The 25,930-nt window shown below is 64.3% G+C and carries 21 protein-coding genes; 14 read left to right on the top strand and 7 right to left on the bottom strand.

Annotated elements, in window-relative coordinates:
- Positions 1-93 precede the first annotated feature (93 nt).
- The 4 genes from EJ074_RS22770 to EJ074_RS22785 are packed head-to-tail and all read right to left on the bottom strand — an operon-like array spanning position 94 to position 3,276.
- Positions 94-870 carry a glucose 1-dehydrogenase gene (locus EJ074_RS22770; RefSeq protein ID WP_095806330.1) on the bottom strand — a complete coding sequence of 259 codons (777 nt, stop codon included), beginning with the start codon at positions 868-870 and terminating at the stop codon, positions 94-96.
- A 16-nt stretch (positions 871-886) separates the two neighbouring features.
- Positions 887-1,945 carry a phosphotransferase family protein gene (locus EJ074_RS22775; protein WP_095806329.1) on the bottom strand — a complete coding sequence of 353 codons (1,059 nt, stop codon included), beginning with the start codon at positions 1,943-1,945 and terminating at the stop codon, positions 887-889.
- Positions 1,942-2,421, bottom strand: coding sequence for a MaoC family dehydratase (locus EJ074_RS22780; protein WP_095806328.1), 480 nt, complete (start codon positions 2,419-2,421; stop codon positions 1,942-1,944). The genes EJ074_RS22775 and EJ074_RS22780 overlap by 4 nt, the downstream gene beginning before the upstream one ends.
- A gap of 39 nt (positions 2,422-2,460) precedes the next feature.
- Complete coding sequence (locus EJ074_RS22785) at positions 2,461-3,276, bottom strand: SDR family oxidoreductase (RefSeq protein ID WP_095806327.1); 816 nt, start codon at positions 3,274-3,276, stop codon at positions 2,461-2,463.
- Between the two features lie 113 nt (positions 3,277-3,389).
- Between EJ074_RS22785 and EJ074_RS22790 the strand changes: the two genes are divergently transcribed.
- Together EJ074_RS22790 and EJ074_RS22795 are read left to right on the top strand one after the other, a co-directional pair.
- Positions 3,390-4,631, top strand: coding sequence for an acyl-CoA dehydrogenase family protein (locus EJ074_RS22790; RefSeq protein ID WP_095806326.1), 1,242 nt, complete (start codon positions 3,390-3,392; stop codon positions 4,629-4,631).
- A gap of 5 nt (positions 4,632-4,636) precedes the next feature.
- Positions 4,637-5,674, top strand: a complete 1,038-nt coding sequence (locus EJ074_RS22795; RefSeq protein WP_095806486.1) for a zinc-binding dehydrogenase — start codon at positions 4,637-4,639, stop codon at positions 5,672-5,674.
- 135 nt (positions 5,675-5,809) lie between these two features.
- Here EJ074_RS22795 and EJ074_RS22800 read toward each other — a convergent pair whose 3' ends face one another.
- From EJ074_RS22800 to EJ074_RS22810, 3 genes are all read right to left on the bottom strand, one after another.
- The gene (locus EJ074_RS22800; protein WP_095806325.1) at positions 5,810-8,941 is read right to left on the bottom strand and encodes an efflux RND transporter permease subunit; all 3,132 of its coding nucleotides are present in this window, start codon (positions 8,939-8,941) and stop codon (positions 5,810-5,812) included.
- Positions 8,938-10,098, bottom strand: a complete 1,161-nt coding sequence (locus tag EJ074_RS22805) for an efflux RND transporter periplasmic adaptor subunit (protein WP_095806485.1) — start codon at positions 10,096-10,098, stop codon at positions 8,938-8,940. Before EJ074_RS22805 ends, EJ074_RS22800 begins: the two co-directional genes overlap by 4 nt.
- 240 nt (positions 10,099-10,338) lie before the next feature.
- Positions 10,339-11,169 (bottom strand): MurR/RpiR family transcriptional regulator, encoded by an 831-nt coding sequence (locus tag EJ074_RS22810; protein WP_095806324.1) that lies wholly within the window; start codon positions 11,167-11,169, stop codon positions 10,339-10,341.
- A gap of 144 nt (positions 11,170-11,313) precedes the next feature.
- Between EJ074_RS22810 and EJ074_RS22815 the strand changes: the two genes are divergently transcribed.
- From EJ074_RS22815 to EJ074_RS22870, 12 genes are all read left to right on the top strand, one after another.
- Complete coding sequence (locus tag EJ074_RS22815; RefSeq protein ID WP_095806323.1) at positions 11,314-12,132, top strand: N-formylglutamate amidohydrolase; 819 nt, start codon at positions 11,314-11,316, stop codon at positions 12,130-12,132.
- A gap of 20 nt (positions 12,133-12,152) precedes the next feature.
- On the top strand, positions 12,153-13,709 hold the full coding sequence (locus tag EJ074_RS22820; protein ID WP_095806322.1) for an amino acid permease: 1,557 nt from the start codon (positions 12,153-12,155) through the stop codon (positions 13,707-13,709).
- Between the two features lie 87 nt (positions 13,710-13,796).
- Positions 13,797-15,167 carry a glutamine synthetase family protein gene (locus tag EJ074_RS22825; RefSeq protein WP_095806321.1) on the top strand — a complete coding sequence of 457 codons (1,371 nt, stop codon included), beginning with the start codon at positions 13,797-13,799 and terminating at the stop codon, positions 15,165-15,167.
- Between the two features lie 182 nt (positions 15,168-15,349).
- The gene (locus tag EJ074_RS22830) at positions 15,350-16,738 is read left to right on the top strand and encodes an aldehyde dehydrogenase family protein (RefSeq protein ID WP_095806320.1); all 1,389 of its coding nucleotides are present in this window, start codon (positions 15,350-15,352) and stop codon (positions 16,736-16,738) included.
- Positions 16,739-16,755: 17 nt separating this feature from the next.
- Positions 16,756-17,928 carry an iron-containing alcohol dehydrogenase gene (locus EJ074_RS22835; protein WP_095806319.1) on the top strand — a complete coding sequence of 391 codons (1,173 nt, stop codon included), beginning with the start codon at positions 16,756-16,758 and terminating at the stop codon, positions 17,926-17,928.
- 245 nt (positions 17,929-18,173) lie between these two features.
- Positions 18,174-19,280, top strand: a complete 1,107-nt coding sequence (locus EJ074_RS22840; protein WP_095806318.1) for an ABC transporter substrate-binding protein — start codon at positions 18,174-18,176, stop codon at positions 19,278-19,280.
- Between the two features lie 62 nt (positions 19,281-19,342).
- Positions 19,343-20,257, top strand: a complete 915-nt coding sequence (locus EJ074_RS22845; protein ID WP_095806317.1) for an ABC transporter permease subunit — start codon at positions 19,343-19,345, stop codon at positions 20,255-20,257.
- Positions 20,254-21,045 carry an ABC transporter permease gene (locus tag EJ074_RS22850; protein ID WP_095806316.1) on the top strand — a complete coding sequence of 264 codons (792 nt, stop codon included), beginning with the start codon at positions 20,254-20,256 and terminating at the stop codon, positions 21,043-21,045. Before EJ074_RS22845 ends, EJ074_RS22850 begins: the two co-directional genes overlap by 4 nt.
- Before the next feature lie 11 nt (positions 21,046-21,056).
- Positions 21,057-22,121 carry an ABC transporter ATP-binding protein gene (locus EJ074_RS22855; RefSeq protein WP_095806315.1) on the top strand — a complete coding sequence of 355 codons (1,065 nt, stop codon included), beginning with the start codon at positions 21,057-21,059 and terminating at the stop codon, positions 22,119-22,121.
- A gap of 219 nt (positions 22,122-22,340) precedes the next feature.
- On the top strand, positions 22,341-23,891 hold the full coding sequence (locus EJ074_RS22860) for a sodium:proton antiporter (protein WP_095806314.1): 1,551 nt from the start codon (positions 22,341-22,343) through the stop codon (positions 23,889-23,891).
- A gap of 204 nt (positions 23,892-24,095) precedes the next feature.
- The gene (locus EJ074_RS22865; RefSeq protein ID WP_095806313.1) at positions 24,096-25,013 is read left to right on the top strand and encodes an endonuclease/exonuclease/phosphatase family protein; all 918 of its coding nucleotides are present in this window, start codon (positions 24,096-24,098) and stop codon (positions 25,011-25,013) included.
- A 4-nt stretch (positions 25,014-25,017) separates the two neighbouring features.
- On the top strand, positions 25,018-25,863 hold the full coding sequence (locus EJ074_RS22870; RefSeq protein WP_129553809.1) for an EamA family transporter: 846 nt from the start codon (positions 25,018-25,020) through the stop codon (positions 25,861-25,863).
- Positions 25,864-25,930 lie beyond the last annotated feature (67 nt).

Below are 25,930 nucleotides of genomic sequence, written 5' to 3' on the forward strand. Positions count from 1 at the left end.
GTATCGTTGGTTGCCTGCAATAATATACGCTGTACGGAAACGAACAAGACACGAGGCTGGTTCCCCAGCGTAGCCGCAGCCTCAGGCCATGCGTCAGATGGCGCCGATGCCGCCGTCGAGCGCCAGCGCATGGCCGGTCATGAAGGAATTGGCAGGGTCGGCGAGAAACAGGATGCCGGCAGTAATCTCGTCGACTTCTCCGACCCGCCTCATCGGCACGCCGCGCGTGAGTTCGGCCAGCGCTTCGTCCTCCGGCGCGCCGGTCGAGCGGATGAAACCGTCGACCATCGCCGTCCTCGTATGTGCCGGGCAGATAGCGTTGATGCGCACGCCCTTGGTGGCATATTCGACTGCCGCCGAACGCGTCAGCCCGACCACGCCATGCTTGGCGGCGGCATAGACCGAGAGCTTCGGCGCGCCGGAGAGGCCGGCAACAGAGGCGACGTTGACGATGACGCCGCCCTTGCCGCGCTGCTTGAACTGGCGTTCCATCTGCGGGATCTGCTGCTTCATGGCGTAGAAGACGCCAAGCAGGTCGACCTCGAGCACGCGGCGCGCTTCCTCCGACGTTACCTGCGGCAGGCGCACGAAGGAGTGCACGATGCCGGCATTGTTGACGGCAACGTCCAGCCGGCCGAATCTCTGCACGGCGAGCTTCACGAGATCCTCGGAGAGCTTCTCGTCGGCGATATTGCCGGCAAGTATCGCGGTGTCGGCGTCGAGCGTCGCCGCGAAATCGCCGAGCGCCGCCTCGTCGAGATCGGAAAGAACCAGCCTTGCGCCTTGCGCCGCGAATGCTTTTGCCGCGGCACTGCCGAGACCGCCGGTCGCCCCGGTGATCAGCACCGTCGCCCCTTCGAAACGGCTCATGTCTCAGCTCTCCTCGTCAAGTCTTCGGATCGATCAGTTCGACCGCGAGCGAAGCGAGCAGCTTGACCGCCTCACCATAGGTCTTGGCTTTTTCCGGATTGGAAGCGTTGCCGTCGAGCGCTCGGCGGTAGACACCCTGGCAGATCGCCGCCAGCCGGAAAAAGGAAAAGGCGAGGAAGAAGGTCCAGCCACCGATATGATCGAGGCCGCGCCGGCGGCAGTAGGCGGCGACATAGGCTTCCTCGGAAGGCAGGCCGATGGCTGCGCGGTCTACGCCGCCGAGGCCGCGAAAGCCGGACGCATGCGGCAGCCGCCACTGCATGCATTGGTAGGCGAGGTCGGCGAAGGGATGGCCAAGCGTCGACAGCTCCCAGTCGAGCACCGCGATCACGCGCGGCTCGTCCTGGGCGAAGATCATGTTGTCCAGCCGGTAGTCGCCATGCACCAGCGAGACGCGGCCGTCATCGGCCGGCATGTGCGTTTCCAGCCAGGCAACCAGCCGGTCCATGTCGGCGATGGTTTCGGTTTCCGAGGCCCGGTACTGGCTGGTCCAACGGGCGAGCTGACGCTCGAAATAGCTGCCCGGCTTGCCGAAATCGCCGAGACCGACGGCATCGACGTCGACGTCGTGGAGGGCGGCGAGCGTCGCGTTCATGGCGTCATAGATTGTGGCGCGCTCGCCATTGCCTGATGCGTCCGGCAACGACGGGTCCCAGAAGATGCGGCCGTCGAGGAATTCCATGACATAGAACATACGGCCGATCGGCGTCACCTCGCCGGACAGATGCAGCATGCGCGGCACCGGCACGGCAGTGCCGGCGAGCGCCTGCATGACCCGGAATTCGCGGTCGACCTGATGCGCCGATTTCAGCAATTGCCCCGGCGGCTTGGCGCGCAGCACATAGCGGCCGCTGGCGGCGGTGAGGAGATAGGTCGGGTTCGACTGTCCGGACTTGAACTTCTCGATCGTGGAAAGTCCGGCAAATCCGGGGATGCGCGCTTCCAGGTAGGGCGCAAGCACCGACTTGTCGAGCGCAAGCGCCGACTTGTCGAGCGCGCCGGCGTCGCCGCTCATGCGGTCTCTGGCTGGCGCTCGATCAGCGTCAGGGTGAGCCAGCGCGCGGTGAGTGCCGGCTTCTTCGATCCCTCGATCTCGATGGTCACGTCATGCGCCGTCTGCACCCAGCCGGAGGGCCGCACCTTGACATCGGCCAGCACGAAGCGAGTGCGGATGCGCGAGCCGGTCTTCACCGGCGCCAGGAAGCGCAGTGTGTCGAAGCCGTGATTGACGCCCATCTTGGTGTTTTCAAGCGGCGGCATGGTCTCGAAGGTCATGGCCGACAGGAGCGACAGCGACAGGAACCCATGCGCGATCGTGCCGCCGAACGGCGTCTCACGCTCGGCGCGTTCGGGATCGCAATGGATGAACTGATGGTCGTCGGTGGCGTCGGCGAACTGGTCGATCATGCGCTGCGTCACCGTGCGCCATGGCGACACGCCGACCTCCTTGCCGACATTGGCCAGAAGCGTATCAAGACTGATCGGTTCCACGCGATGTCCTCCGCACCCCCGCCCGGATAACGAGCGCTATTATTCCTTAAACAACGTCAATCCATGCTGCACCGACTGGCCGCCGTCGATCGGCAGTATGGCGCCGGTGACATAGCTTCCGGCACGGCTGCACAAATAGAGCGTTGCGCCGGCAATGTCATCCGGTGTGCCGATGCGGCCGATCGGAACGTGGCTGCCGACATGTCTCGCCTGCTCCTCGGTGGCGGTCGCAAAGGCCGTCATGCGGCTCTGGAAAGGACCCGGGGCAAAGGCATTGACGGTGATGCGGCGGGCAGCGAACTCTATCGCCAGTGTGCGCGTCAGGTGATGCACCGCAGCCTTCGAGGCGGTGTAGGAATAGGCATCGTCGGCGAGCGGCTGGGTGCCCATCACAGAGCCTAGATTGATCACGCGGGCCGGATCTTCGTCGCTCGCCGCAGCGTCGAGGAGAGGCAGCAACTCGCGCGTCAGATGGAAGACGGCGGTGACATTGACGCCGAACACCTTGGCCCAGGCGTGGTAAGGAAACTCCTCTAGCGGCGCGCCCCAGGAAATGCCTGCATTGTTGACCAGGATGTGCAGGCGCTCGGTGCGCGCCTTCACCTCGGCGACCAGCGCGGCGATGCCGGCTTCGCTGGAAACATCGCCGGCAAACCCTTCGGCCCGGCCTGAGCCGCCGAGGGCGTTCAATTCGCCGGCGACCCGGATACAGTCCTCGCCCTTGCGCGAGGCGATCATCACGGTAGCGCCGGCCCGGACCAGCCCTGTCGCCACCATGCGGCCGATGCCGGTCGCTGCGCCCGTCACCAGCGCGGTCTTGCCGGCGACCGAGAACAGCTCGTCAAGATAGCTCATGGCATTTCCTCCCGTGCGCTGATCTCCGAGCCGGACCATGGACTCGCGTTGACAAGGCTAGCCGAAGTACGGTCATCCTTGCCACAGATGCAACTTCAAAAGGGCCGACACCGATGGCGGACATGAATCTCGGCATGACCGAACGGCTGAAGCCGATCCACCAGCGCGTGACGGCAATGGTGCGTGACGAGATCGCGCCGCTCGGCGAGGAATTTCTGGCCGAGGTCGGCAGGAACGGCGATCGCTGGACCTACACTGCAAGACAGACCGAGATCCTGGAAGGCTTGAAGGCGACGGCGCGCGAGCGCGGGTTATGGAATTTCTGGCTCACCGACTCCAAGCGCGGCTATGGCCTGTCGACGGTCGAATACGCCTATCTGGCGGAGGAGATGGGCAAGGCGCATCTGGGCGCCGAAACCTTCAACTGCTCGGCGCCAGACACCGGCAATATGGAGGTGCTGGAGCGCTACGGCTCGGGAGAGCATAAGCGAGAATGGCTCGAGCCGCTGCTCGAGGGCAGGATTCGCTCCGCCTATCTGATGACCGAGCCGGATGTGGCATCCTCCGACGCCACCAATATTTCGATGCGATGCGAGCGGCAGGGCGACCGCTATGTGCTGAATGGCGAGAAATGGTGGGCTTCGGGGGCCGGGGATCCGCGCTGCGCCATCTACATCGTCATGGTCCGGACCGGATCGGACGCCGAACCGCGGCATCGCCGGCATTCGATGATCCTGGTCCCTACGGACACCAAGGGCATCACCAAGGTCCGCGCCATGCAGGTCTATGGCGACGACGACGCGCCGCACGGCCATATGCATCTGAGGTTCGACGATGTGCGGGTCCCGGCGGCCAACATCATCCAGGGCGAGGGCAGGGGCTTCGAGATCGCACAGGGGCGGCTGGGACCGGGACGCATCCACCACTGCATGCGCGCCATCGGCCAGGCCGAGATGGCGCTGGAGATGCTGTGCCAGCGCTCGGTGCGGCGCGAAGCCTTTGGCCAGTCGCTGGCGAAACTCGGCGCCAATTTCGACATCATCGCCGAATGCCGCATGGAGATCGAGATGGCGAGGCTCTTGTGCCTCAAGGCGGCCTGGATGATCGACCAGGGCGATGCTCGAGCGGCAGCGCCTTGGATCAGCCAGATCAAGGTTGTGGCGCCGCGTGTCGCGCTCAAAGTCACCGACGAGGCGGTGCAGATGTTCGGCGCACAAGGCATCAGCCAGGACACGCCGCTGGCACGCTCGTGGACGAATCTGAGAACGCTGCGGCTGGCCGACGGCCCGGACGCCGTGCACCGGCGGCAGGTGGCTCGCACCGAACTCAGGAAATGCACGCAGGAAAAGGTCTGACCGCGATGACGCTACCTTCGGAAATGAAGGCTCTGCTGCTTGTCGGCGATGGCTACACCAGAACGCCGGCCGCCAGCGCGCTGGAGGCGATGGAGCCTTATTTGCAACCGGGAACCATCGGCGTGCCGAAGCCCGGGCCGACGCAGGCGCTGATCAAGGTCAGCCTCGGCTCGATAAATCCCTCCGACATCGCCTTCATCGAGGGCCAGTATGGGCAGCCACGGATGAAGGGCCAGCCGGCCGGCTTCGAAGGTGTCGGCGCCATCGTCGCGACCGGCGACGATCCATATGCCAAGAGCCTGCAAGGCAAGCGCGTCGCCTTCGCGACTGGCGTGACAAACTGGGGCTCCTGGGCGGAATATGCGATCGCCGAGGCGGCGTCCTGCATTCCGCTGCTCGATACGGTGCGCGACGAGGACGGCGCGGCGATGATCGTCAATCCGCTGACTGCGCTCGCCATGTTCGATATCGTCAGGCAGGAGGGCGAGAAGGCCTTCATCATGACCGCCGGCGCGAGCCAGCTCTGCAAGCTGATCATTGGGCTGGCGAAAGAGGAAGGGTTCCGGCCGATCGTCACCGTGCGCCGCGACGAGCAGATCCCCTTGTTGAAGCAACTGGGCGCCGCGCATGTTCTGAACGAGAAGGCATCCGATTTCGAGGCAATGCTGCGCCAGGTGATGAAGGCCGAGCAGCCGCGCATCTTCCTGGACGCGGTGACCGGACCGCTGGCTTCGGCCATTTTCAACGCCATGCCGAAGCGCTCGCGCTGGATCGTCTATGGAAGGCTCGACGCCGAGCCGACGGTGATCCGCGAGCCTGGCCAACTGATCTTCCAGCACAAGCGGATCGAAGGCTTCTGGCTGGCCGAATGGATGCGGCAGTTCCGCGACAGGATGGGACCGGCGGTGCTGGAAGCGCAGAAGCGCTTTTCCGATGGGCGCTGGTCGACAGATGTGACGGCGGTGGTGCCGCTGGACGAGGCGATGGCGCGGCTGCCGGCAGCGTTGGCAAAGCCGAACGGCAAGGTGTTCATCAAGCCGTAGCTCGACTCTTCCTTCGCCCCGTTCACGGCGAGAAGGTGCCCGAAGAACGTAGGGCGGCGCCTTATCGCGAGGTTGGCGCTTCCCCTCACCCGCCTGCCGGCACTCTCTCCCCGCAAGCGGGGCGAGGATAGCTGATCACTCCGCCGGGTCGATATTGGTGTAGGCGGCTTCCTCCAGCTCGCGCTTCAGGCGCGCTTCCTCATGCGTCTTGGGCGTGACGAAGCGGCCGAGCAGCAGATAGGCGACAGGGGTGAGGAACAGCGTCGAGACCGTGGCGAGGCCGAGGCCGCCGACGATCACCCAGCCGAGCGCGATGCGCGCTTCCGCACCGGCGCCGGCGGCGAGCACCAGCGGCACGCCGCCGAGCACGGTGCAGATCATGGTCATCATCACCGGACGGAGCCGGATGCTGGAGGCCTCTTCGATCGCCTCGCGTACGCCAAGCCCGCGGTCGCGCAGCTGGTTGGCGAACTCGACGATCAGGATGCCGTTCTTGGCCATGACGCCGACCAGCAGCACCAGGCCGATCTGGCTATAGGCGTTGAGGCTCGTACCGGAGAGCAGCAGCGCGAAGATGGCGCAAGCAAGGCCCAGTGGCACTGTTGCCATGATGATGACGGCGCTGACGAAGCTCTCGAACTGGGCGGCCAGCACCAGAAGGATGATGACCAGCGCGAAGCCGAAGATGGTCGCCATGGCGCTGTTTGTCTCGCCGAGCGTCGCCGCCTCGGCCAGCGGCACGATGCGCGCGTCCGACGGCAGCAGCGGCGTTGCGATCTCCTCGGCGCGGGCCAGCGCATCGCCGAGCGCGAAGCTGCCGCCGAGGTTGGCGGTGATCGCCACCGAAGGCTGCTGCTGCTCGCGGGTCAGGGACGGCGGCACGGCGCGCTCGGTCAGCGTGGCGATGGTCGACATCGGCACGAAGCGGCCGTCCGAGGTTTTCAGGAAGATGTTTTCCAGATCGGTCGGATCGTTGATCGGATTGGTGGTCGAGACCAGCTTCACGCCATAGCTGCGGTCGGCGATGTAGACGTCGACGACATCGTTGCCGTCGAGCATGGCCTGCAGCGTATCGGCGAGCCCGGTGATGTCGATGCCGAGGTCGGAGGCGCGCTCGCGGTCGATGGCAACGGCAAGCTGCGGCTGCGTCAGGTCGACGGAAAGCCGCGGTGCCTGGAAGCGCGGATCCTGCCGCATCTCCTCGACGATCTTCACCGCCGCCGCGCTCAGCGCCTTGCGGTCGTTGCCGACCAGCGCGAACTGCAGGCCGCTGCCGGCGCCACGGATGCGAAGGCTGTTGGGCTGAACCGGGAAGACGCGGACGCTCGGCACCTGCTTCGTCAGGCGGCTGATCTCGGCCATGATCTCCTGCTGGCTGCGCGTCCGCTCGGCCCACGGCGCCAGCGTCATGACCATGAAGCCGCTGTTGTAGGCGCCGTTATTGCCGGCATTAGCGAAGGTGCTGCGGATCTCGCCGGAATCGCGCAGCGGCTGGATCAGCCGTTCGATCTTGCGCATCTGCTCGCTCGTGTAATCGAGGCTGACGCCCTGCGGCGCGTTGATGCGCAGAAGCACGACGGCGCGGTCCTCGGTCGGGGTCAGTTCCTGGCGGATGGTGCCGAACAGCGCAAACGCGGTACCGGCAAAGATCAGCGCGACCAGCACCACGATCCACGGCGCGCCGAGGCAAGCGTGCAGGCAGCGGCGATAAAGCGCATGCAGCGCGCCACCGATTCGGGCGCCGATACCGCTGCCGCCTTGGTGATGGAGTGATGCGCTGGAAAGCATGCGCGAGGCCAGCATCGGACAAAGCGTCAGCGCCACCACGCAGGAGAGCAGCACCGACATCGCCAGCACGAAGCCGAATTCGCGGAAGAGGCCACCGGTCTGTCCAGGGAGAAAGGAGATCGGCACGAAGACCGCGACCAGGGTCAGCGTCGTGGCGACGACGGCGAAGAACACTTCCTGGGTGCCGAGGACGGCCGCTGCACGAGGTCCCATGCCTTCGTTGCGGCGCCGCACGATGTTTTCGAGCACGACGATGGCGTCGTCGACGACAAGACCGGTCGCCAGCACCAGCGCCAAAAGCGTCAGGATGTTGATGGAAAAGCCGGCGAGATAGATCGCGGCAATGGTGCCGATCATGGCGACAGGCATCGACAGGCCGGGGATCAGCGTCGCGCGCCAGTCGAGCAGGAAGGCGTAGATGACGATCAGCACGATCGAGACGGAAAGCGCCAGCGCGATCTCGACCTCGTGCACGGCGCCGTTGACGAACACGGCATCGTCGCTGGTGACCTTGATCGACATGTCTTGCGGCAGGTTTGCCTGAAGCTTCGCGACGGCGGCCCGGACGCCGGTCGAAATGTCGAGCGTGTTCGATTCGGCCTGGCGGATGATGCCGAGGCCGATGCCTGTCTTGCCGTCGGAGCGCAGCGAGGTCTGGCCGATGTCGGGGCCCAGCGTCACCGTGGCCACGTCACGGATGCGCGTCGCCCCGCCGACAACTATGTTCTCGAACTCCTCCGGCGTGGTCACGTCGGCCGTCGTGCGCACGATGAGGTCCTGATTGGTGGTGGTGATCGAGCCGGCCGGCGAATCGAAGGCGATCGAGGCAAGCGCCTTGCGCAAATCCGCGACGGTGAGGCCTTGGCTGGCGAGCTTGTTCTGGTCGACGTCGATGCGGAAGATCTTGTCGCGGTCGCCGGAGACCTGAACGTCGGCGACGCCGGGCACGGCGGCGAGTTCGTCCTCGATGCGATCCTGCACGATGACGGTCATGTCCTGCACCGTCATGGTGTCGGACGTGACTGCCAATCGCATCACCGGATCGGAATTGGCATCGGCCTTGACGATGCGCGGAGCGTCGGCAGTGTCGGGCAGTTGGTTGGCGACCCGGCTGACGACGTCGCGCACATCGGAGGCGGCGACGTCGAGATCGACGCCGTCGTTGAACTCGATGGTGACGCGGCTCTGGCCGAAGGACGAGGTCGACGAGATCGACTTGACGCCGGAGACTCGGGACACCGCGCCTTCGATCGTGTCGGTGAGTTCGCGATCGACCGTCTCGGCGGCGGCGCCCTCGAAAGTGGTGTTGACGGTGATGACCGGACGATCGACATCCGGCAACTCGCGGATCTCGACGCCCCAGAAGGCGGCGAGGCCGGCGACCGCGATCAGAGTGTTCAGCACCAGGGCCATGACCGGCCTGCGGATGAAAAGCGCGGTGAGGCCCGATCCCGCGGCCGGATCGCCGGCGGCGTTCATGAGCCTTCGGCCCTGGCGGCGCGCGGCTCCTCGCCGGCGATGCGGACATCGCCACCTTCGCTGACGCTCTGCGCGCCCTCGGTGACCACCATGTCGCCGCTTTCAACCGGCGCTTCGATCAAGACCGTCTCGGTGTTGCGCTGGACAATGCGCACCGGAACACGCTTGGCCTTGCCGCTCTCAACGGCCCAGATATAGGCGCCGTCCGTTCCCCACTGGATCGCTAAAGGACTGACGGCCGGATAGGTGTCGCCGGGGAACCGCATGCCGATCTGGAAAGACATGCCGGCGCGCAAGGAGTCGGCAGGGTTGGCGATGGTCGCCTTGACCAGCAAGGTGCGACTGTTCTCGTCGATGTGATTGTCGATGGCCGACACCGTGCCGGTGTAGACCTGGTTCGGATTGGCAAGCGGCGTCGCCGACAGTTGCTGGCCGACCTTGACCGCGGCGGCGAAGCGCTCAGGCACCCAGAAGTCGACCAGTATGCTCGAACGGTCGTCGAGGGTGGCGATCGCCGACTGGCTGGTCACGTAGTTGCCGGCCGATATCGGCAGGATGCCGACCGTGCCGGCGATCGGCGCCACGATCGAGCGGCGCTCCAGGGCGAGCTCGGCATCGCGCAATGCAAGCTTGGCGTTGGCGAGCGTCACTTCGGCATCGGCGACGGCAACCGGCGTCGCGGCGTTGGAAGCCCGCAGCGATCTCACCCGGTCGAGCTTGGCCTGGGCGTCGTCGAGCCCAACCCGCGCGCGGTCGCGCGCGATCACTTCCATCTCGGAATCCAGCCTGGCGATGACGTCGCCCTTCTCGACATGAGCGCCTGACTGGACCGGCAGTTCGGCGAGGCGGCCAGAGGAGTACGGATTGACCGTCACGGTCGCGTTGGCGCGCCCGGTGCCGATGGCTTGCAGCCTGTCATTGATGGTCGCGGTGCCTGCCGGCGACGCGACGATGGTCACCGCCTGGCCGGCGCGGTTACGCCCCGGCTGCCCGACACTGGCTGTCGCGCCTTCCTTGTCGGGAGGCGTCACGGCCACGGCCCAGTCCATTCCCCACCTTGAAAGCATTTCGTTCGAGCCGGGATAAAAGCGCGCCCAGGCGGCCGCGGCGGTGACCACGATCACAAGCGCAAGAACGATCTGTTTCCAGGCGGACATCAATACTCCGGTTGCACGTCGCTACGCCTCCGGCCGGGAGCACACGTGGCGACGAAACGAGCTGGCGCGAAAACCGGCCGCGCCAGTCCCCGATATCACCGGTTTATCGCAATTATCACGCAAACGTGCACATTAAATCTCGGTAACGTGAAGTCGGATCGAGTCCGGGCGCTTGGTTTCACCGCATTCCTGCGCGTGACCGATCGGCGTGCCATTGGCTTGACAGTTTCCTGGAATTACCTAGCGCAGGCTTTCCAGATCGCGGATGCGCTTGGCGCCGGCGGCCTCCAGCTGCCTGGTGACGGCGCCGATCAGTGTCTCGGCGACGACAAAAAGGGCGGCGGATGAATCCCAGGCCGAGGGCACGGCTGTGCGGCCGGCGATCACATGGCGGGCGAAGCGCGCGATCGGCGACAGCCACTGATCGGTGAAGAGCACGATCTGAACGCCGCGTTCATGCGCCTTCTCGGCAAAGCGGACGAGACTTTCCTGGTAGCGCCGGATGTCGAAGATCACCAGCACGTCGCGCTTGCCCATATCGATCAGGCGGTCGCGCCAGATGCTCTCCTGGCCGGCGAGATGGTAGACTTCCGGCTGGATGATGGCGAGGTGGGCGGCCATGTAGCGCGCCAGCGGGTCGGTAAAGCGGCCGCCGATCAGGAAGGTCTTGCCGCGCCGCTCGGCAAGCCGCGCGGCAATGTCGGCCAGTTGCTTGTCGGACAGGTGCCGGAACGTCTCGCGCATGTTCTCGAGCGTGGCCTCCAACATCGGCGAGGTGGTGCTGCCGCTGCCGGACGAGGCCGGGTTGAGCGTGCGCGATGCCGGTGACTGCAACTGCGCCGCCAGTTCATCCTGCAGCGCCGACTGGAACTCGGGATAGTTCTGGAAGCCGAGCCTGGCGACGAAACGCAGGATCGTCGGCGAGGAGACGCCCGCCGCGGTGGAAAACTCGGCCACCGTCTTCAGCCCGGTCAGCGGATAGTTGGCAATCAGCGTCTGCGCAGCACGGCGTTCGCCCGGCGGCATGGCCCCGATACGGTCCGAAATCAGTTCGGCAATGCTGAAGATCATCGGTTTTCCCCACCCTTGGTCTATGCCCAACGCCGTTTTCGGAATTCGTGTTTGACAAAGCCTGCCGAACTGTATGAAATCATCCATAGGGACGCAATGAGGCAAAATACGTAACATAAGATACAGCGCTCCCCAGGGGACAATATGGAGAGAGCACGGCCAGCCAGCCCTGCACCGTCTGAAACCGTAAGGGTGACGAACCCCGGCGGGTCCAGTCCTTTCGTCTTGACCTGCGATCACGCCTCCAATTTCCTGCCAGCCGAATTCGGCACGCTCGGCTTGCCCGTCGAGGACCTTTCCCGCCATATCGCCTGGGATCCGGGCGCGCTCCCCGTCGCCAGCCGCATGGCAGAGGCGCTCGATGCCACGCTGGTCGAAACACGCGTCTCGCGCCTCGTCATCGACTGCAACCGGCCGCTCGATGCGCCAGATCTCGTGCCGCCGATCAGTGAAGCGACGGTCATCCCCGGCAATTCCGGTCTCTCCGACAAGCAGCGCGCCGCGCGCATCGATCTGTCGTGGCGCCCATTCCACGACACGATCGCACGCATAATCGACGAGCGGCTGGCGAAGGGTCAGGAGACCAGGCTGGTGTCGGTTCATTCGTTCACGCCGGTCTACAAGGGCAAGAACCGGCCCTGGCATATCGGCATCATCCATGACGAGGACCGCAGGTTGGCGTCGCCGCTGATTGCCGCGCTGCAGCGGCTATCCGGCGTCTGCGTCGGCATCAACGAGCCCTATTCGCCGGCCGACCGCGTCTATTTCACACTGGAACGGCATGCGCGCTCGCGCGGCCTTGCCTGCGCGATGATCGAAATCCGCAACGACGAGATTTCCGGCGAGTCCGGGCAGCGGAAATGGGCGGATCTGCTCACAGGCATCTTTTCGAATCTGGAGCCCGAGGAGGCCAGGGGCTCCCGACAACGCGCAGTGGGAAAGTCAGTACAATCGGCCAGCTGAGAAAATAAGGGGACTTCAACATGGCAGAACCGGGTTACACCGAAGTCGACAAAGCGGAGGACATGAAGGTCCTCCACAACATGGGCTACGCCCAGGAACTGGAGCGGCGCCTCAGCCGCTTCTCGAATTTCGCGGTTTCCTTCTCCATCATCTGCATCCTGTCCGGCGGCATCAATTCGCTGGCGCAGGCGACCTCCGGCGCCGGCGGCATCGGCATCGGCATCGGCTGGCTCGTCGGCTGTTTCGTGTCGCTCACCTTTGCGGTCGCGATGTCACAGATCAGCTCGGCCTATCCGACGGCCGGCGGCCTCTATCACTGGGGCTCGATCCTCGGCAATCGCGGCACCGGATGGGTGACGGCCTGGCTCAACCTGCTCGGCCTGATCACCGTGCTCGGCGCCATCAATGTCGGCACCTGGACCTTCTTCCTCGGCGCTTTCGGGCCGGCGCTCGGCATCGAGGGCAATCTGACCAACCAGATGATCTTCCTGGTCATCATTACCGGCGCGCAAGCGCTGATCAACCACCTCGGCATCAAGCTGACGGCCAAGCTCACCGACTTCTCGGGCTACCTGATCTTCTTCGGCTCGATCCTGATCGCGGTGGTCTGCCTGCTCTCGGCCGAGACGTGGGACTTCAGCCGTCTCTTCACCTTCCACAACTACTCCGGCGACGCCGGGGGCGGCGTGTGGCCGCAGGTGTCGAATGCCTGGGTTTTCGCGCTCGGCCTCCTGCTGCCGATCTACACGATCACCGGCTATGACGCTTCCGCGCACACCTCCGAGGAGACCATCAAGGCGGCGTCTTCGGTGCCGCGCGCGATGGTGATGTCGGTCATCTGGTCGGCGCTGTTCGGCTATCTCTTCCTGGCCTCCTTCATCGTGATGATCCCGAACATGGACGAGGCCGCCAAGCAGGGCTGGAACGTTTTCTTCTGGGCCTTCGATCAGCGTGTCGGCACCGGGCTCAAGGAGTTCGTCTACCTCATCGTGTTCGTTGCGCAGCTCCTGTGCGGCCTTGCCACCGTCACCTCCGCCTCGCGCATGATCTTCGCCTTCTCGCGTGACGGCGGCCTGCCGGGCTCGGCAGCGCTCGCCAAGGTCAGCCCGACTCATCGCACCCCGGTGGCGGCGATCTGGACTGCGTCGATCCTGTCGGTGCTGTTCGTGTGGGGCTCGTCGGTAGTCTCGGTCGCCGGCACCTCGGCCTATACGATCGTGGTGTCCTGCACTGTCATCTTCCTGTTCCTTTCCTTCATCGTGCCGATCGTGCTCGGCATGATGGCCTGGGGAACCCCGAAGTGGGACAAAATGGGGCCATGGAACATGGGCCGCGCCATCTTCATGCTGTTCGGGTTCCTGTCGATCGTGTCGATGATCCTGATCTTCGTCATCGGCATCCAGCCGCCGAACGACTGGGCGCTCTACATCACCGTCGGCTTCTTCATCCTGACGGCGATCGTCTGGTTCGCCTTCGAGCGCAACCGCTTCCAGGGTCCGCCGTTGGGCGACATCATCGCGGCGCGGCAGGCAGCGATCAAGGCGGCCGAACGGGCGGTGGGCGAGACCGGCCACTGATACTTCGCGTGATTTCCATGGCCGGCATTGCGCCGGCCATGGTTTCATTTCTCTCTTTCAATCGACACGTATTGGAGTGCCACAAGAATGGCCGGGAATTTCTCGTTCGATGAGTTGAAGAAGGCGGTCTCCAACGGCGAGATCGACACGGTGCTGGCATGCATCGTCGACATGCAGGGCCGGCTAGCGGGAAAGCGTTTCCTGGCCCAGTATTTCGTCGATTCCGCGCATGGGGAGACCCATGGCTGCAACTATCTGCTCGCCTGCGACATCGATATGGAGCCGGTGCCCGGCTACAAGGCCGCAAGCTGGTCGAAGGGCTATGGCGATTTCGTCATGAAGCCCGATCTTTCGACACTGCGGCGCATTCCCTGGCTGGAAAAGACGGCGCTGGTCATCTGCGACGTGCTCGATCATCACACCCATGACGATCTCGGCCATTCGCCCCGCGCCATCCTGAAGAAGCAGGTCAAGCGTCTGCAGGAGCGCGGCTATATCGGCTACTTCGCCTCCGAGCTCGAATTCTACCTGTTCAACGAGACCTACGATTCGGCCCGCAAGAAACATTGGCAGGCCCTCGACTCGGCCTCGCCTTACATCGGCGACTACCAGATCGGCATCACCACCAAGGAAGAAGGCGTCATGCGCCGGTTGCGCAACGAGATGGAGGCAGCCGGCATACCGATCGAGAACTCCAAGGGCGAGTGGGGTCCGGGCCAGGAAGAGATCAATGTGCGCTATGCCGAGGCGCTGGAGATGGCGGATCGCCATGTCATCCTGAAGAACGGCGCCAAGGAGATCGCCGATTCCGAAGGCAAGGCGATCTCCTTCATGGCCAAGTACAATTACGGGCTGGCCGGCAATTCCAGCCACATCCACAATTCGCTGTGGAGCGCCGACGGCAAAACGCCACTGTTCTTCGACAAGAACGCTGAATGGACGCTGTCGACGCTCGGCCAGCAATGGGCCGCGGGCCAGCTCAAATACGCCAAGGAATTCACCTGGTTCCTGGCGCCTTACATCAACTCCTACAAGCGCTTCCAGGCCGGCACCTTCGCGCCGACCAAGATCATGTGGAGCGAGGACAACCGCACCGCCGGATTCCGCCTCTGCGGCGAAGGCACCAAGGGCATCCGCATGGAGTGCCGGATCGGCGGCGCCGACCTCAATCCCTATCTCGCCTTCGCGGCGCTGATCGCGTCCGGGCTTGCCGGCATCGACGAGAAGCTGGACTTGCAGAAGCCCTTCGTCGGCGATGCCTACCAGGCCTCGCAGCTGCCGGAAATCCCCAAGACGCTGCGCGACGCCGCCGAGACGCTGGCGCAGTCCACCATGCTCAAGCAGGCCTTAGGCGAGGACGTGGTCGAGCATTATGTGCACACCGCGCGCTGGGAGCAGTTCGAATACGATCGCCGCATCACGGATTGGGAACTGCACCGGGGGTTCGAGCGGTACTAGGGATATTGGCAGCGGCGGCGCTGCCCCTCACCCTTACCCTCTCCTCGTGATGACGAGGAGAGGGGCGCCGACGCCGAAGCTTCTTCCTTCTCCCGGTCCTTCACGGGAGAAGGTGCCGGCAGGCGAACGAGGGGCGGCGCCAGCCATATGATTTTCGATTGTCGTAAACTGCGAGGAAGAAAATGACCGAAACGGTCAAACTGAAATCTCCCATCGACGGCTCGATCTATGCCGAGCGGCCGGTGGCGAGCGACCAGGCGATCAACGCTGCGGTCGAGCGCGCCAGGGCGGCTCAGGAAAAATGGGCCGAGACGCCGGTGGTCGAACGCGGCAAGTACATGCTGGCGATGCTCGAAGCACTGGTCGACATGAGCGATGAGATCATCCCCGAGATCGCCTGGCAGATGGGGCGGCCGGTGCGCTATGGCGGCGAGTTCGGCGGCGTCAGGGAACGCGCCAACTACATGATCGAGATCGCTGAAGCTGCGCTGAAGCCGGTGATGGCCTCCAACCCGAAGGACGGCTTCCGCCGTTACGTGAAGAAGATGCCGCTCGGCGTCGTGCTGGTGATCGCGCCGTGGAATTATCCTTACCTGACCGCGGTCAACACGATCGTGCCGGCATTGATGGCTGGAAGTGCGGTCATCCTCAAGCATGCGGCGCAGACGCTGCTCGTGGGGGAGCGTTTCCAGCAGGCTTTCGACAAGGCGGGCCTGCCCAAGGGCCTGTTCCAGAATCTGGTCATGAACCACGGCCAGACGGAGCGGCTGCTCGGTTCGGGCAAGATCGACCATGTCAACTTCACCGGGTCGGTGGCTGGCGGCCGCGCCATCGAGAAGGCGGCGGCGGGCACCTTCATGACGCTCGGGCTCGAACTCGGCGGCAAGGATCCCGCCTATGTGCTGCCCGACGCCAAGATGGACCACGCGGTCGCCAATCTGGTCGACGGCGCCTTCTTCAATTCAGGCCAGTGCTGCTGCGGCATCGAGCGCGTCTATGTGCATGAGAAGGTCTACGACGCGTTCGTCGAAGGCTTCATTGCCGAGACCAAGAACTACGTCGTCGGCAATCCGCTGGAGCAGGCGACGACAATGGGCCCGATGGCGGAGGCGCGGTTCGCCGACCTGATCCGCGAGCAGAAGGCCGAAGCGCTGCGCAAGGGCGCCATGGCGCACATCAACATGAAGGTCGAGAACGACCGGCCGGGCTCGCCCTATCTGGCGCCCGAGGTGCTGACCGATGTCGACCATCAGATGAGCGTCATGCGCGAGGAAAGTTTTGGGCCGATCGTCGGCATCATGAAGGTGCGCAACGACGAGGAAGCCATCGCGCTGATGAACGACAGTCCCTACGGGCTGACGGCCTCGATCTGGACGCGCGACATCGAGCGGGCGGCGGCAATCGGCGACCGCGTCGAGACCGGCACGGTGTTCATGAACCGCTGCGACTATCTCGACCCGGCGCTGGTCTGGACCGGCGTCAAGGACACCGGCAAGGGCGCTGCCCTTTCGGCCATCGGTTACGACAATTTGACCAGGCCGAAATCCTATCACCTGCGCGAAGCAATCTGACCTTCGAAAGACAAGCAATGTCCAAGCTCATCTCCAAATGGAATTACCCCACCACGGTCCGCTTCGGCGCCGGTCGCATCAAGGAACTGCCGGACGTGCTGGCCGCCACCGGCATCAAGCGGCCGCTCTTCGTCACCGATCCGGGTCTGGCGAAGCTGCCGGTCGTCGCCTCGACGCTGAAGATCCTCGACGATGCCAAGATCCCTTATGGCGTGTTCTCCGAGGTCAAGCCGAACCCAGTCGATTCCAACCTCACCGCCGGCATTGCGGTGTTCAAGAAGGGCAAGCATGACGGCGTCATCGCCTTCGGCGGCGGCTCGGCGCTCGACCTCGGCAAGCTGATCGCCTTCCAGGCCGGGCAGACGCGTCCGGTGTGGGATTTCGAGGATATCGGCGACTGGTGGACCAGAGCCGATTCCGACGCCATCGCCCCGATCATCGCGGTGCCGACCACGGCGGGCACCGGTTCGGAAGTGGGACGCGCCGGCGTCATCACCAATGAGGCGACCCACACCAAGAAGGTCATCTTCCATCCGAAGCTTCTGCCGGCGATCGTGATCGCCGATCCGGAGCTGTCGGTCGGCATGCCGGGCTTCATCACCGCCGGCACCGGCATGGATGCGCTCGCCCACTGTCTCGAGGCCTATTGCGCGCCGGGCTATCACCCGATGGCCGACGGCATCGCCGTCGAAGGCATCAGGCTGGTGTTCGAGAACCTGCCCAAGGCCTTCGCCAACGGCAAGGACCTTGCCGCCCGCGCCCATATGATGAGCGCAGCCGCCATGGGCGCCGCCGCCTTCCAGAAGGGGCTCGGCGCCATCCACTCGCTGTCGCATCCGGTCGGCGCGCTCTACGACACCCACCACGGCATGACCAACGCCGTGTTCATGCCCTATGTGCTCGCCTTCAACCGCGAGGCGATCGAGGACCGCATCGCGCGCCTTGCCGCCTATTGCGGCATCAAGGGCGGCTTCGACGGTTTCGCCAAGGCGATCATCAAGCTGCGCAAGGAGCTCAAGGTGCCGCATGCGCTGCCCGGCCTCATCAAGGGTCTCGACATGGACAAGAAGCGCAAGGGCCTGATCGCCGACATGGCGGTGGTCGACCCGACCGCCGGCGGCAATCCGGTCAAGCTCACCAAAAAGGCGGCGCTGACGCTGCTCGAAAACACCATCGCCGGCACAGTCTGAGATCGGCTGCGGCGCGCCGGAAGTTGATCTGAAAACAAGGGGAAAGCAAAGGGAGAAGGGCGAAAGACCAGGAGGAGATTGTTTAGCCGGAAAAATAATCGCGAGGCGATTGCTACAACCGGTTAAAAAGAGTTTACTTTTTCGTGCTGCGGGGCGCCGGTTTCACGAAGCTTTCATCTGGCTGTCACAGGAAAACGATACCGCATCGCAGGCGTCCAACGGCGTCAGTTCAACGGAGAGAACACATGTTCAAATTCACGGGGAAAGTGCTTTCCCTTTCGGCCGCGGCGCTCTTCGCGTCGACGGTGATTTCGTCCGCCGATGCGATGGACGATCTCGTCAAGGCGGCGAAGGCGGAGGGCCAGCTCACCACCATCGCGCTGCCGCATGACTGGTGCGGTTACGGCGATGTCATCGCCGGCTTCAAGGCGAAGTATCCGGAAATCACCGTAAACGAACTCAACCCGGATGCGGGTTCGGGCGACGAGATCGAGGCGATCAAGGCCAACAAGGACAACAAGGGCCCGCAGGCACCCGACGTGATCGACGTCGGCCTGTCCTTTGGTCCTTCGGCCAAGAACGACGGCCTGATCCAGGCCTATAAGGTGTCGACCTGGGATTCCATTCCCGACAGCGCCAAGGATGCCGACGGCTTCTGGACCGGCGACTATTACGGCGTGCTCTCCTTCCAGGTGAACAAGGACCTGGTCAAGGAAGCGCCGGCGGACTGGGCTGACCTGCAAAAGCCGGAATTCGCCAACTCGGTCGCCCTTGCCGGCGATCCGCGCGCTTCGAACCAGGCCATCCAGGCCGTCTACGCCGCCGGCCTCTCCGGTGGTGCAGCCGCCGGCGAGGCTGCCGGCACCGCCGGCCTCGACTTCTTCAAGAAGCTCAATGCCGCCGGCAATTTCGTGCCGGTCATCGGCAAGACCGCGACGCTTGCCCAGGGCCAGACGCCTATCCTGGTCACCTGGGACTACAACGCGCTCTCCGGTCGCGACACGCTGAAGGGCAATCCGCCGGTCGACGTCATCGTGCCGAAGACGGGCGTCGTCGCCGGTGTCTATGTGCAGGCGATCAGCGCCTTTGCGCCGCATCCGAACGCCGCCAAGCTTTGGCTCGAGTATCTCTACTCCGACGAAGGCCAGATCGGCTGGCTGAAGGGCTATTGCCACCCGATCCGCTTCAACGACCTTGCCAAGAACGGCAAGATCCCGGCCGAGATGCTGGCGAAGATGCCGCCGGCGGAATCCTATGCCGCCGCAGTGTTCCCAACTCTCGACGAACAGGGCAAGGCAAAGGAAGCCATCACCAAGAACTGGGACGCCGTTGTCGGCGCCAACGTGAAGTAACAGCATGATATTGGCCGGGCGGCCTTGGCCGCCCGGCTGCTTTTCAGGACGGTAACCGGCGCATGACCGATCTCTCGCTCTCCAACAAAGCAATTGCGGGAAAGACTGCGCCGCCAGCCGAGGCACGAAGCCTGAAGCTGCCCACGCAGTGGCTTGGCGTCACGCCGTTCTTCGTCTTCGCCATCATGTTCCTGATCCTACCCACGCTCTACCTGATGCTGGGCGCGTTCCAGAACGAGGCGGGCGAATTCACCTTTGCAAACATCGTCGCGCTCTTCTCGGCCAACATCGTGGCCGCCTACTGGATCTCCATAAAGGTCAGTCTGGCGTCTTCGCTGATCGGCGCTTTCGCTGGCCTCGCCATAGCCATCGCGATCGTGCGCGGCGGACTGCCCAACTGGATACGATCGGCGACTCTGACCTTCTCCGGCGTCGCGTCCAATTTCGCCGGCGTGCCGCTGGCCTTTGCCTTCATCGCAACGCTGGGCCGCCTCGGCCTCGTCACGGTCCTGCTCAACACGCTGGTTGGTCTGAACATCTATGCGCATGGCTTCAACCTGCTGTCGTTCTGGGGGCTGACGATCACCTATGTCTATTTCCAGATCCCGCTGATGGTGGTCATCATCGTGCCGGCGATCGATGGGCTGAAGCGGGAATGGGGCGAGGCCGCCGCCACGCTCGGCGCCACCCAGGCGCAATATTGGCGCATGGTGGTCATTCCGGTGCTATGGCCGAGCTTCCTCGGCACCGTCATCCTGCTCTTCGCCAATGCTTTCGGGGCGATTGCGACCGCGTACGCGCTGACCGGCTCTTCGTTGAACATCGTGCCGATCCTGCTCTACGCGCAGATCCGCGGCGACGTGCTGCACAACGCCCATCTCGGCTATGCGATCGCTTTCGGCATGATCTTCATCACCGGGCTTGCCAACATCTTCTACATCTGGTTCCGGACGCGCTCGGAGAGGTGGCTGAAATGAAGTCCGGCAGGTTCTGGGCCTGGGTCGTCTTTCTTCTCGGCGCGGCCTATTTCTTTATCCCGCTGATCGCGACGATCGAGTTCTCGCTGCGCATGCGACGCGGCGTCTATTCGTTCGACGCCTACAAGGTCGTGCTGGGCGACAGCCAGTTCCAGGCGACCTTCATGTTTTCCGTGATCGTCGCCGTCTTCACCATCATCCTCGGCGTGCTGATCGTCGTGCCTACGGCCTACTGGATCCGCTTGCGCCTGCCGCAGATAAGGCCGGTCGTGGAATTCATCACGCTGCTGCCGCTGGTCATCCCGGCCATCGTCATCGTCTTTGGCTATATCCGGATGTACGGTTCGAATTCACCGCTGCCGTTCCTGGGGTCGAATTTGGGAGCTAACGCGCTGCTGGTCATCGGCTATGCGGCGCTTGCGCTGCCCTACATGTATCGTGCCGTCGATACCGGTCTTCGCACCATCGACGTGCGCACGCTGACCGAGGCCGCGCAGATCCTGGGGGCGGGCTGGGGCACGATCATCGCCCGGGTCATTTTGCCCAATGTGCTGATCGCCGTGTTGTCGGGTGCGTTCCTCACCTTCGCCATCGTCATCGGCGAGTTCACCATGGCCAGCCTGCTCAACCGTCCCGCCTTCGGTCCCTATCTGCAGAACCTGGTGGCCAACCGCGCCTATGAACCGGCCGCCCTGTCCATCATCGCTTTTGTGATAACCTGGGGCTGCATGTCGCTGATCCAGGTGCTGTCCCGTTTTGCGCCGAGATCGGCGAACCGCCCGAATTGAAAGAAGAAGCCATGGCCGAGCCGTTCCTCTCCATCCAGCACGTGCGAAAGTCCTTCGGCGCCACGACGGTGGTCGAGGATTTCAATCTCGACGTGGCGCCGGGCGAATTCGTTTCCTTCCTCGGCCCGTCCGGCTGCGGCAAGACGACGGTGCTGCGCATGGTGGCCGGCTTCGAAGAGCCGAGCGCCGGCAAGATCGTGGTTGCCGGCAAGGACATCACCAGGCTGAAGCCGAACCAGCGCAATGTCGGCATGGTGTTCCAGGCCTATGCCCTATTCCCCAACCTGACGGTGGCGCAGAATATCGGCTTCGGGCTGAAGGTGGCGGGCATGTCAAAGGCGGCGATCGATGCCCGCGTCGCGGAGATGCTCGACATCATCAAGCTGCCGCAGATGGCCGATCGCTATCCCTATCAGCTCTCCGGCGGCCAGCAGCAGCGCATCGCGCTGGCGCGCGCCATCGCGCCGAAGCCGAAGCTGCTTCTGCTCGACGAGCCGCTGTCGGCGCTCGATGCCAAGGTGCGTATTTCGCTGCGCGAGGAGATCCGCTCGATCCAGAAGAAGCTCGGCATCACCACCATCTTCGTGACGCACGACCAGGAAGAGGCATTGTCCATCTCCGACCGCATCGCCGTCATGTATGGCGGCAAGGCCGAGCAGGTCGGCACGCCGTTCGAGATCTACAACCGGCCGGCGACCAAGTTCGTCGCCAATTTCGTCGGCACGCTCAACGTGCTGGAGGGCAGGGTCACCGATGCCGCTTCGGGCAAGGTGCAGGTCAACGCGCAGGAAGTGTCGCTCAAGGGCAAGCTCAACGGCTCGAAGGCGGGGGACACGCTGTCGCTGGCGCTCAGGCCCGAGGCGATCTCGCTCGGGCGGCAGCCGGGCCACGACACCAGCCTGTCCGGCGAAATCGCCGAAGTGCATTTCCTCGGCTCGGTGATCCGGGTGCGCGTCGGCATCGGCGGCAACACGGTCTCGCTCGACACGTTCAACAACTCGTCGACACCGCCACCGGTCGTCGGCGCGAAGGCGGATATCTCCTTCTCATCGGGCGATATGCTGGTGCTGCATTAGGGAAAGAGCGAATAGTGAATGGTGAATGATGAATGGTGAATAGTGAATGGTAATCGGCCAAGGGAGCGCTTTACGTGCTCGAATTCTTCTGACAGTGCCCATTCACCATTCACCATTCACCATTCACCATTCACCATTCACCATTCACCATTCACCATTCACCATTCACCATTCACTTTTTTGCAATGCCAACGCCTGCTTCCATCGCTACGATGAGCCATGGCGCTCTTCGAACTCACCCTCGTCCTGCTTTTGATCGCCGTCGCACTGACGGCGGTGTCGCGGTGGCTGGAGGTTCCTTATCCGTCGTTGCTGGCGCTCGCCGGGGCGGGCATTGCCTTCCTGCCCGGCGCGCCGATGATCGAGATCGATCCGGATCTGGCGCTCGCGCTTTTCATCGCGCCGGTGCTGCTCGATGCCGCCTACGACACCTCGCTGCGCGACCTGAAGCGCTACCGGCTTTCGCTCGTGCTGTTGGCGCTTGGCGCCGTCATCTTCACCACCGTGGTGGTCGCCTTCGTCGGCTGGAAGATGGCAGGGCTGCCGATCGCGGCAGCCATCGCCCTCGGCGCCATCGTCGCACCGCCTGATGCGGTGGCGGCGAGCGCCGTGCTCGGGCAGTTCAAGGTGCCGCACCGCCTCACCGCCATCCTGCAGGGCGAGAGCCTGCTCAACGACGCCACCGCACTGCTGATCTACCGGATCGCGGTTTCGGCTGCCGTCGGCACGGTCATGCTCAAGGACGCAGTGCCGGTCGTCCTTTTGTCGACGGTGGGCAGCGTTGCCGCCGGCTATCTGTTCGGCCGTTTCTCGCTGCTGACGCTGACGCGCATCGAGGATGCGGCGAGCAGCACGGTGGTGCAGTTCGCCGGAACCTTCGCGGTCTGGATCATCGCCGACAGGATCGGTCTCTCGGCCATCATCACGATCGTCGTCTACGCCATCACCATCGCCCGCACGGCGCCGCGCCATATGTCGGCCCGCAGGCGCGTCAGCACCTATTCGGTCTGGGAGTCGGCGGTGTTCGTGCTCAACGTGCTGGCTTTCGTGCTGATGGGGCTGCAGGCGCGGTCGATCGTCGGCCGGCTCTCCGGGGACGGGCAAGGCGATGCATTTCTCTTCGCCGCAACGGTGCTGGCCGTCGTCATCGCGGCCCGCCTCGTCTGGGTCCTGGGATACGTCGCGATCATACGACGGCTTGCCCGCTTCGGCGGCGACGAGCAAAGTCGGGATGCGCCGACGTTTCGCGGGGCCGTGCTCGTCGGCTGGTGCGGCATGCGGGGGCTGGTGACGCTGGTGGTGGCCTTTGCCTTGCCCGGCAATTTCCCGGGGCGCGATCCGATCGTGCTTGCCGCCTTCGCGGTCGTTCTCGGCACGCTGGTGCTGCAGGGCATGAGCTTGAAGCCGCTGTTGCGCCTGCTCGACTTCGAAAGGGATACGACGATAGACCGCGAAGTGGCTCAGGCGCGGGTCGCCATCATGCAGGCCGCGCTCGACGTGCTGAGCCGCAAGACGTCGGCTGCGGCGGCCGTGGTGCGCGAGCAATATGAGGCCCAGCGCCGGGTCGCGGAGAACCACGAGGATGCGCAGGCGGCGACCGAGTACGACCGGCTGCGCCTCTACGCCATCAAGCGCCAGCGCGATACGCTGGAGGAATTGCGCCGCGACGGGACGATCGGCGACGAGGCCTATCACCGTCTGGAAGAAGAGATCGACTGGTCGGAACTGGCGGCGTCGCCGGCGGGGCGGTTCCAGCCGCTGACCACTTAGAGCGCGTCGCGCTGAAAACGGATCCAGGCGACGCGCTTTTAGGTCTATGTTTTTTGCATGGCGTTTTCGCAAAACCGCTGCACGGTTTTGCGCGACATGCAGTAGAGCGGATGCGCGGCTGGACCATGCCGCGCACTGCTGCGGTCCATTGCAACGCTCCGGCCGAGGCGCTACTGCCGGGCCGGATATTCAGCCGGTTAATCGATGAAGCTGGTCAGCTACAACATCCAGTACGGGTTCGGCAGCGACGGCCGCTATGATCTGGCGCGCGCCGCGCGCCTCGTCGACGGCGCCGATATCATCGCCCTGCAGGAGGTCGAGCGTCACTGGCAGCGCAGCAATGAGGACGACCAGCCGGAGATGCTGTCCAGGCTGCTGCCAGACTATCACTGGGTGTACGGCCCGGCCTTCGACATGGACGCCAGCGAAAGGCGCGACGGCCGTCTCCTCAACCGCCGCCGGCAGTTCGGCACGATGGTTCTGTCGAAGCTGCCCATCGTCTGGTCGCGGCTGCACACGCTGCCGCTGCGCCGCACGCTCAGGCCGCTCAACACCCGCAACGCGGCGCTCGAATGCATGATCCGCACGCCGGCCGGACCAGTGCGATTGTTCTCGCTGCATCTTGCGCATGTTGCGGCCGAGGAGCGGCTGGCACAGATCGACTACCTGCTTGCCGAGCATCGCCGGGCGCCATCCGAGGGTGGCCCGTGGAGCGGTGCCGACGACGAGCCGGAACGCAACTGGAGCAATGGCCAGCCGGAACCGGAATGCCCGCAGGCGGCGATCTGGCTCGGCGATTTCAACATGGAGCCGGGAAGTGCTGAATACCGGCGCATCGTCGGCAGCACGCCCTATCACCGCGGCGCCGTCTACATCGACGGCTTCGTCGATGCCGCTGCCGTTGCCAGCGAGCCCGTGCGGGACTTCCATACGCATGAGAAGATCATCGACGGCAAGCTGGCGAGGCGCCGGCTCGATCACTGCTTCATCGCCGGCATGCTGGCGCCGCGGGTGCGCTCGGTCGGCGCCGATATCGGCGAGGTTGCTTCCGACCACTTTCCGCTGAGGGTCGAAATCGATCTCGAGACGCCGGGGATCGTCTCAAGGTCGGCGGACAGGTGAAACAGTGACGCTCTTCGTCTTTCTTGCAGTGCTTTCGGCGGCAGCCATGCACGCGATCTGGAACGCTCTGGTCAAGGTCCATCTCGACCGCTTCCTGTCGATCACATTGATGACGCTCGGCATGGGCGCCGCCGCGCTCGTGGTGCTGCCTTTCGTCGACGTGCCAAAGGCCGAGGTCTGGCCATTCATTCTCGCCTCGGTGTTCTTCCACATGGGTTATCGGACATTCCTGATCGGCGCCTACAAGGCCGGCGATTTTGCCCAGACCTATCCGCTGGCGCGCGGCACCGCGCCGTTGCTCTCCGCGCTCGGCGGCATCGTCGTGGTGCGGGAGGTTCCGGCGCCGCTTGCCATCCTCGGCATCCTGCTGCTGTCGGCCGGAACGCTGGTCATGTCGTTTCGCGGCGGCGCCCATCTTGAGCGGCTCAATCTGCGCGCCGTGGCCTTCGCGCTCGGGACATCGATCTTCATCGCCAGCTACACGCTGTCCGACGGCAGCGGCGCGCGACTGGCTGCAACCGCGACAAGTTATGCGGCATGGCTGTTCGTCTGCGACGCCGCGTGGGCGCTGGTGCTGTGCTTGGCCTTTCGTGGGCCGCAGTCGCTTCCGGTGCTGGCGCGCGACTGGAAGGCGGGGCTGCTCACCGGCGTGCTCAGCGGTGCCGCTTACTGGATCGTCATGTGGGCGATGACCAAGGCGCCGATCGCTTCGGTGGCGTCGCTGCGCGAGACCTCGATCCTGTTCGCCATGATGATCTCGGTCTTCGCGCTGGGCGAGAAGATGACGGGCTGGCGCGGCGCTGCCGCGCTCAGCATCGTCGCAGGCGTCGTCGCGCTCAGGCTCGGATAGAGCGCCTGATCAACAGCTCCATCCTGCTGTTTTGAGGCAACTCCGGACGGAGTGCTCAGGCAAAGTC

It is taken from the genome of Mesorhizobium sp. M3A.F.Ca.ET.080.04.2.1, from assembly GCF_003952525.1.
Classification (GTDB): domain Bacteria; phylum Pseudomonadota; class Alphaproteobacteria; order Rhizobiales; family Rhizobiaceae; genus Mesorhizobium.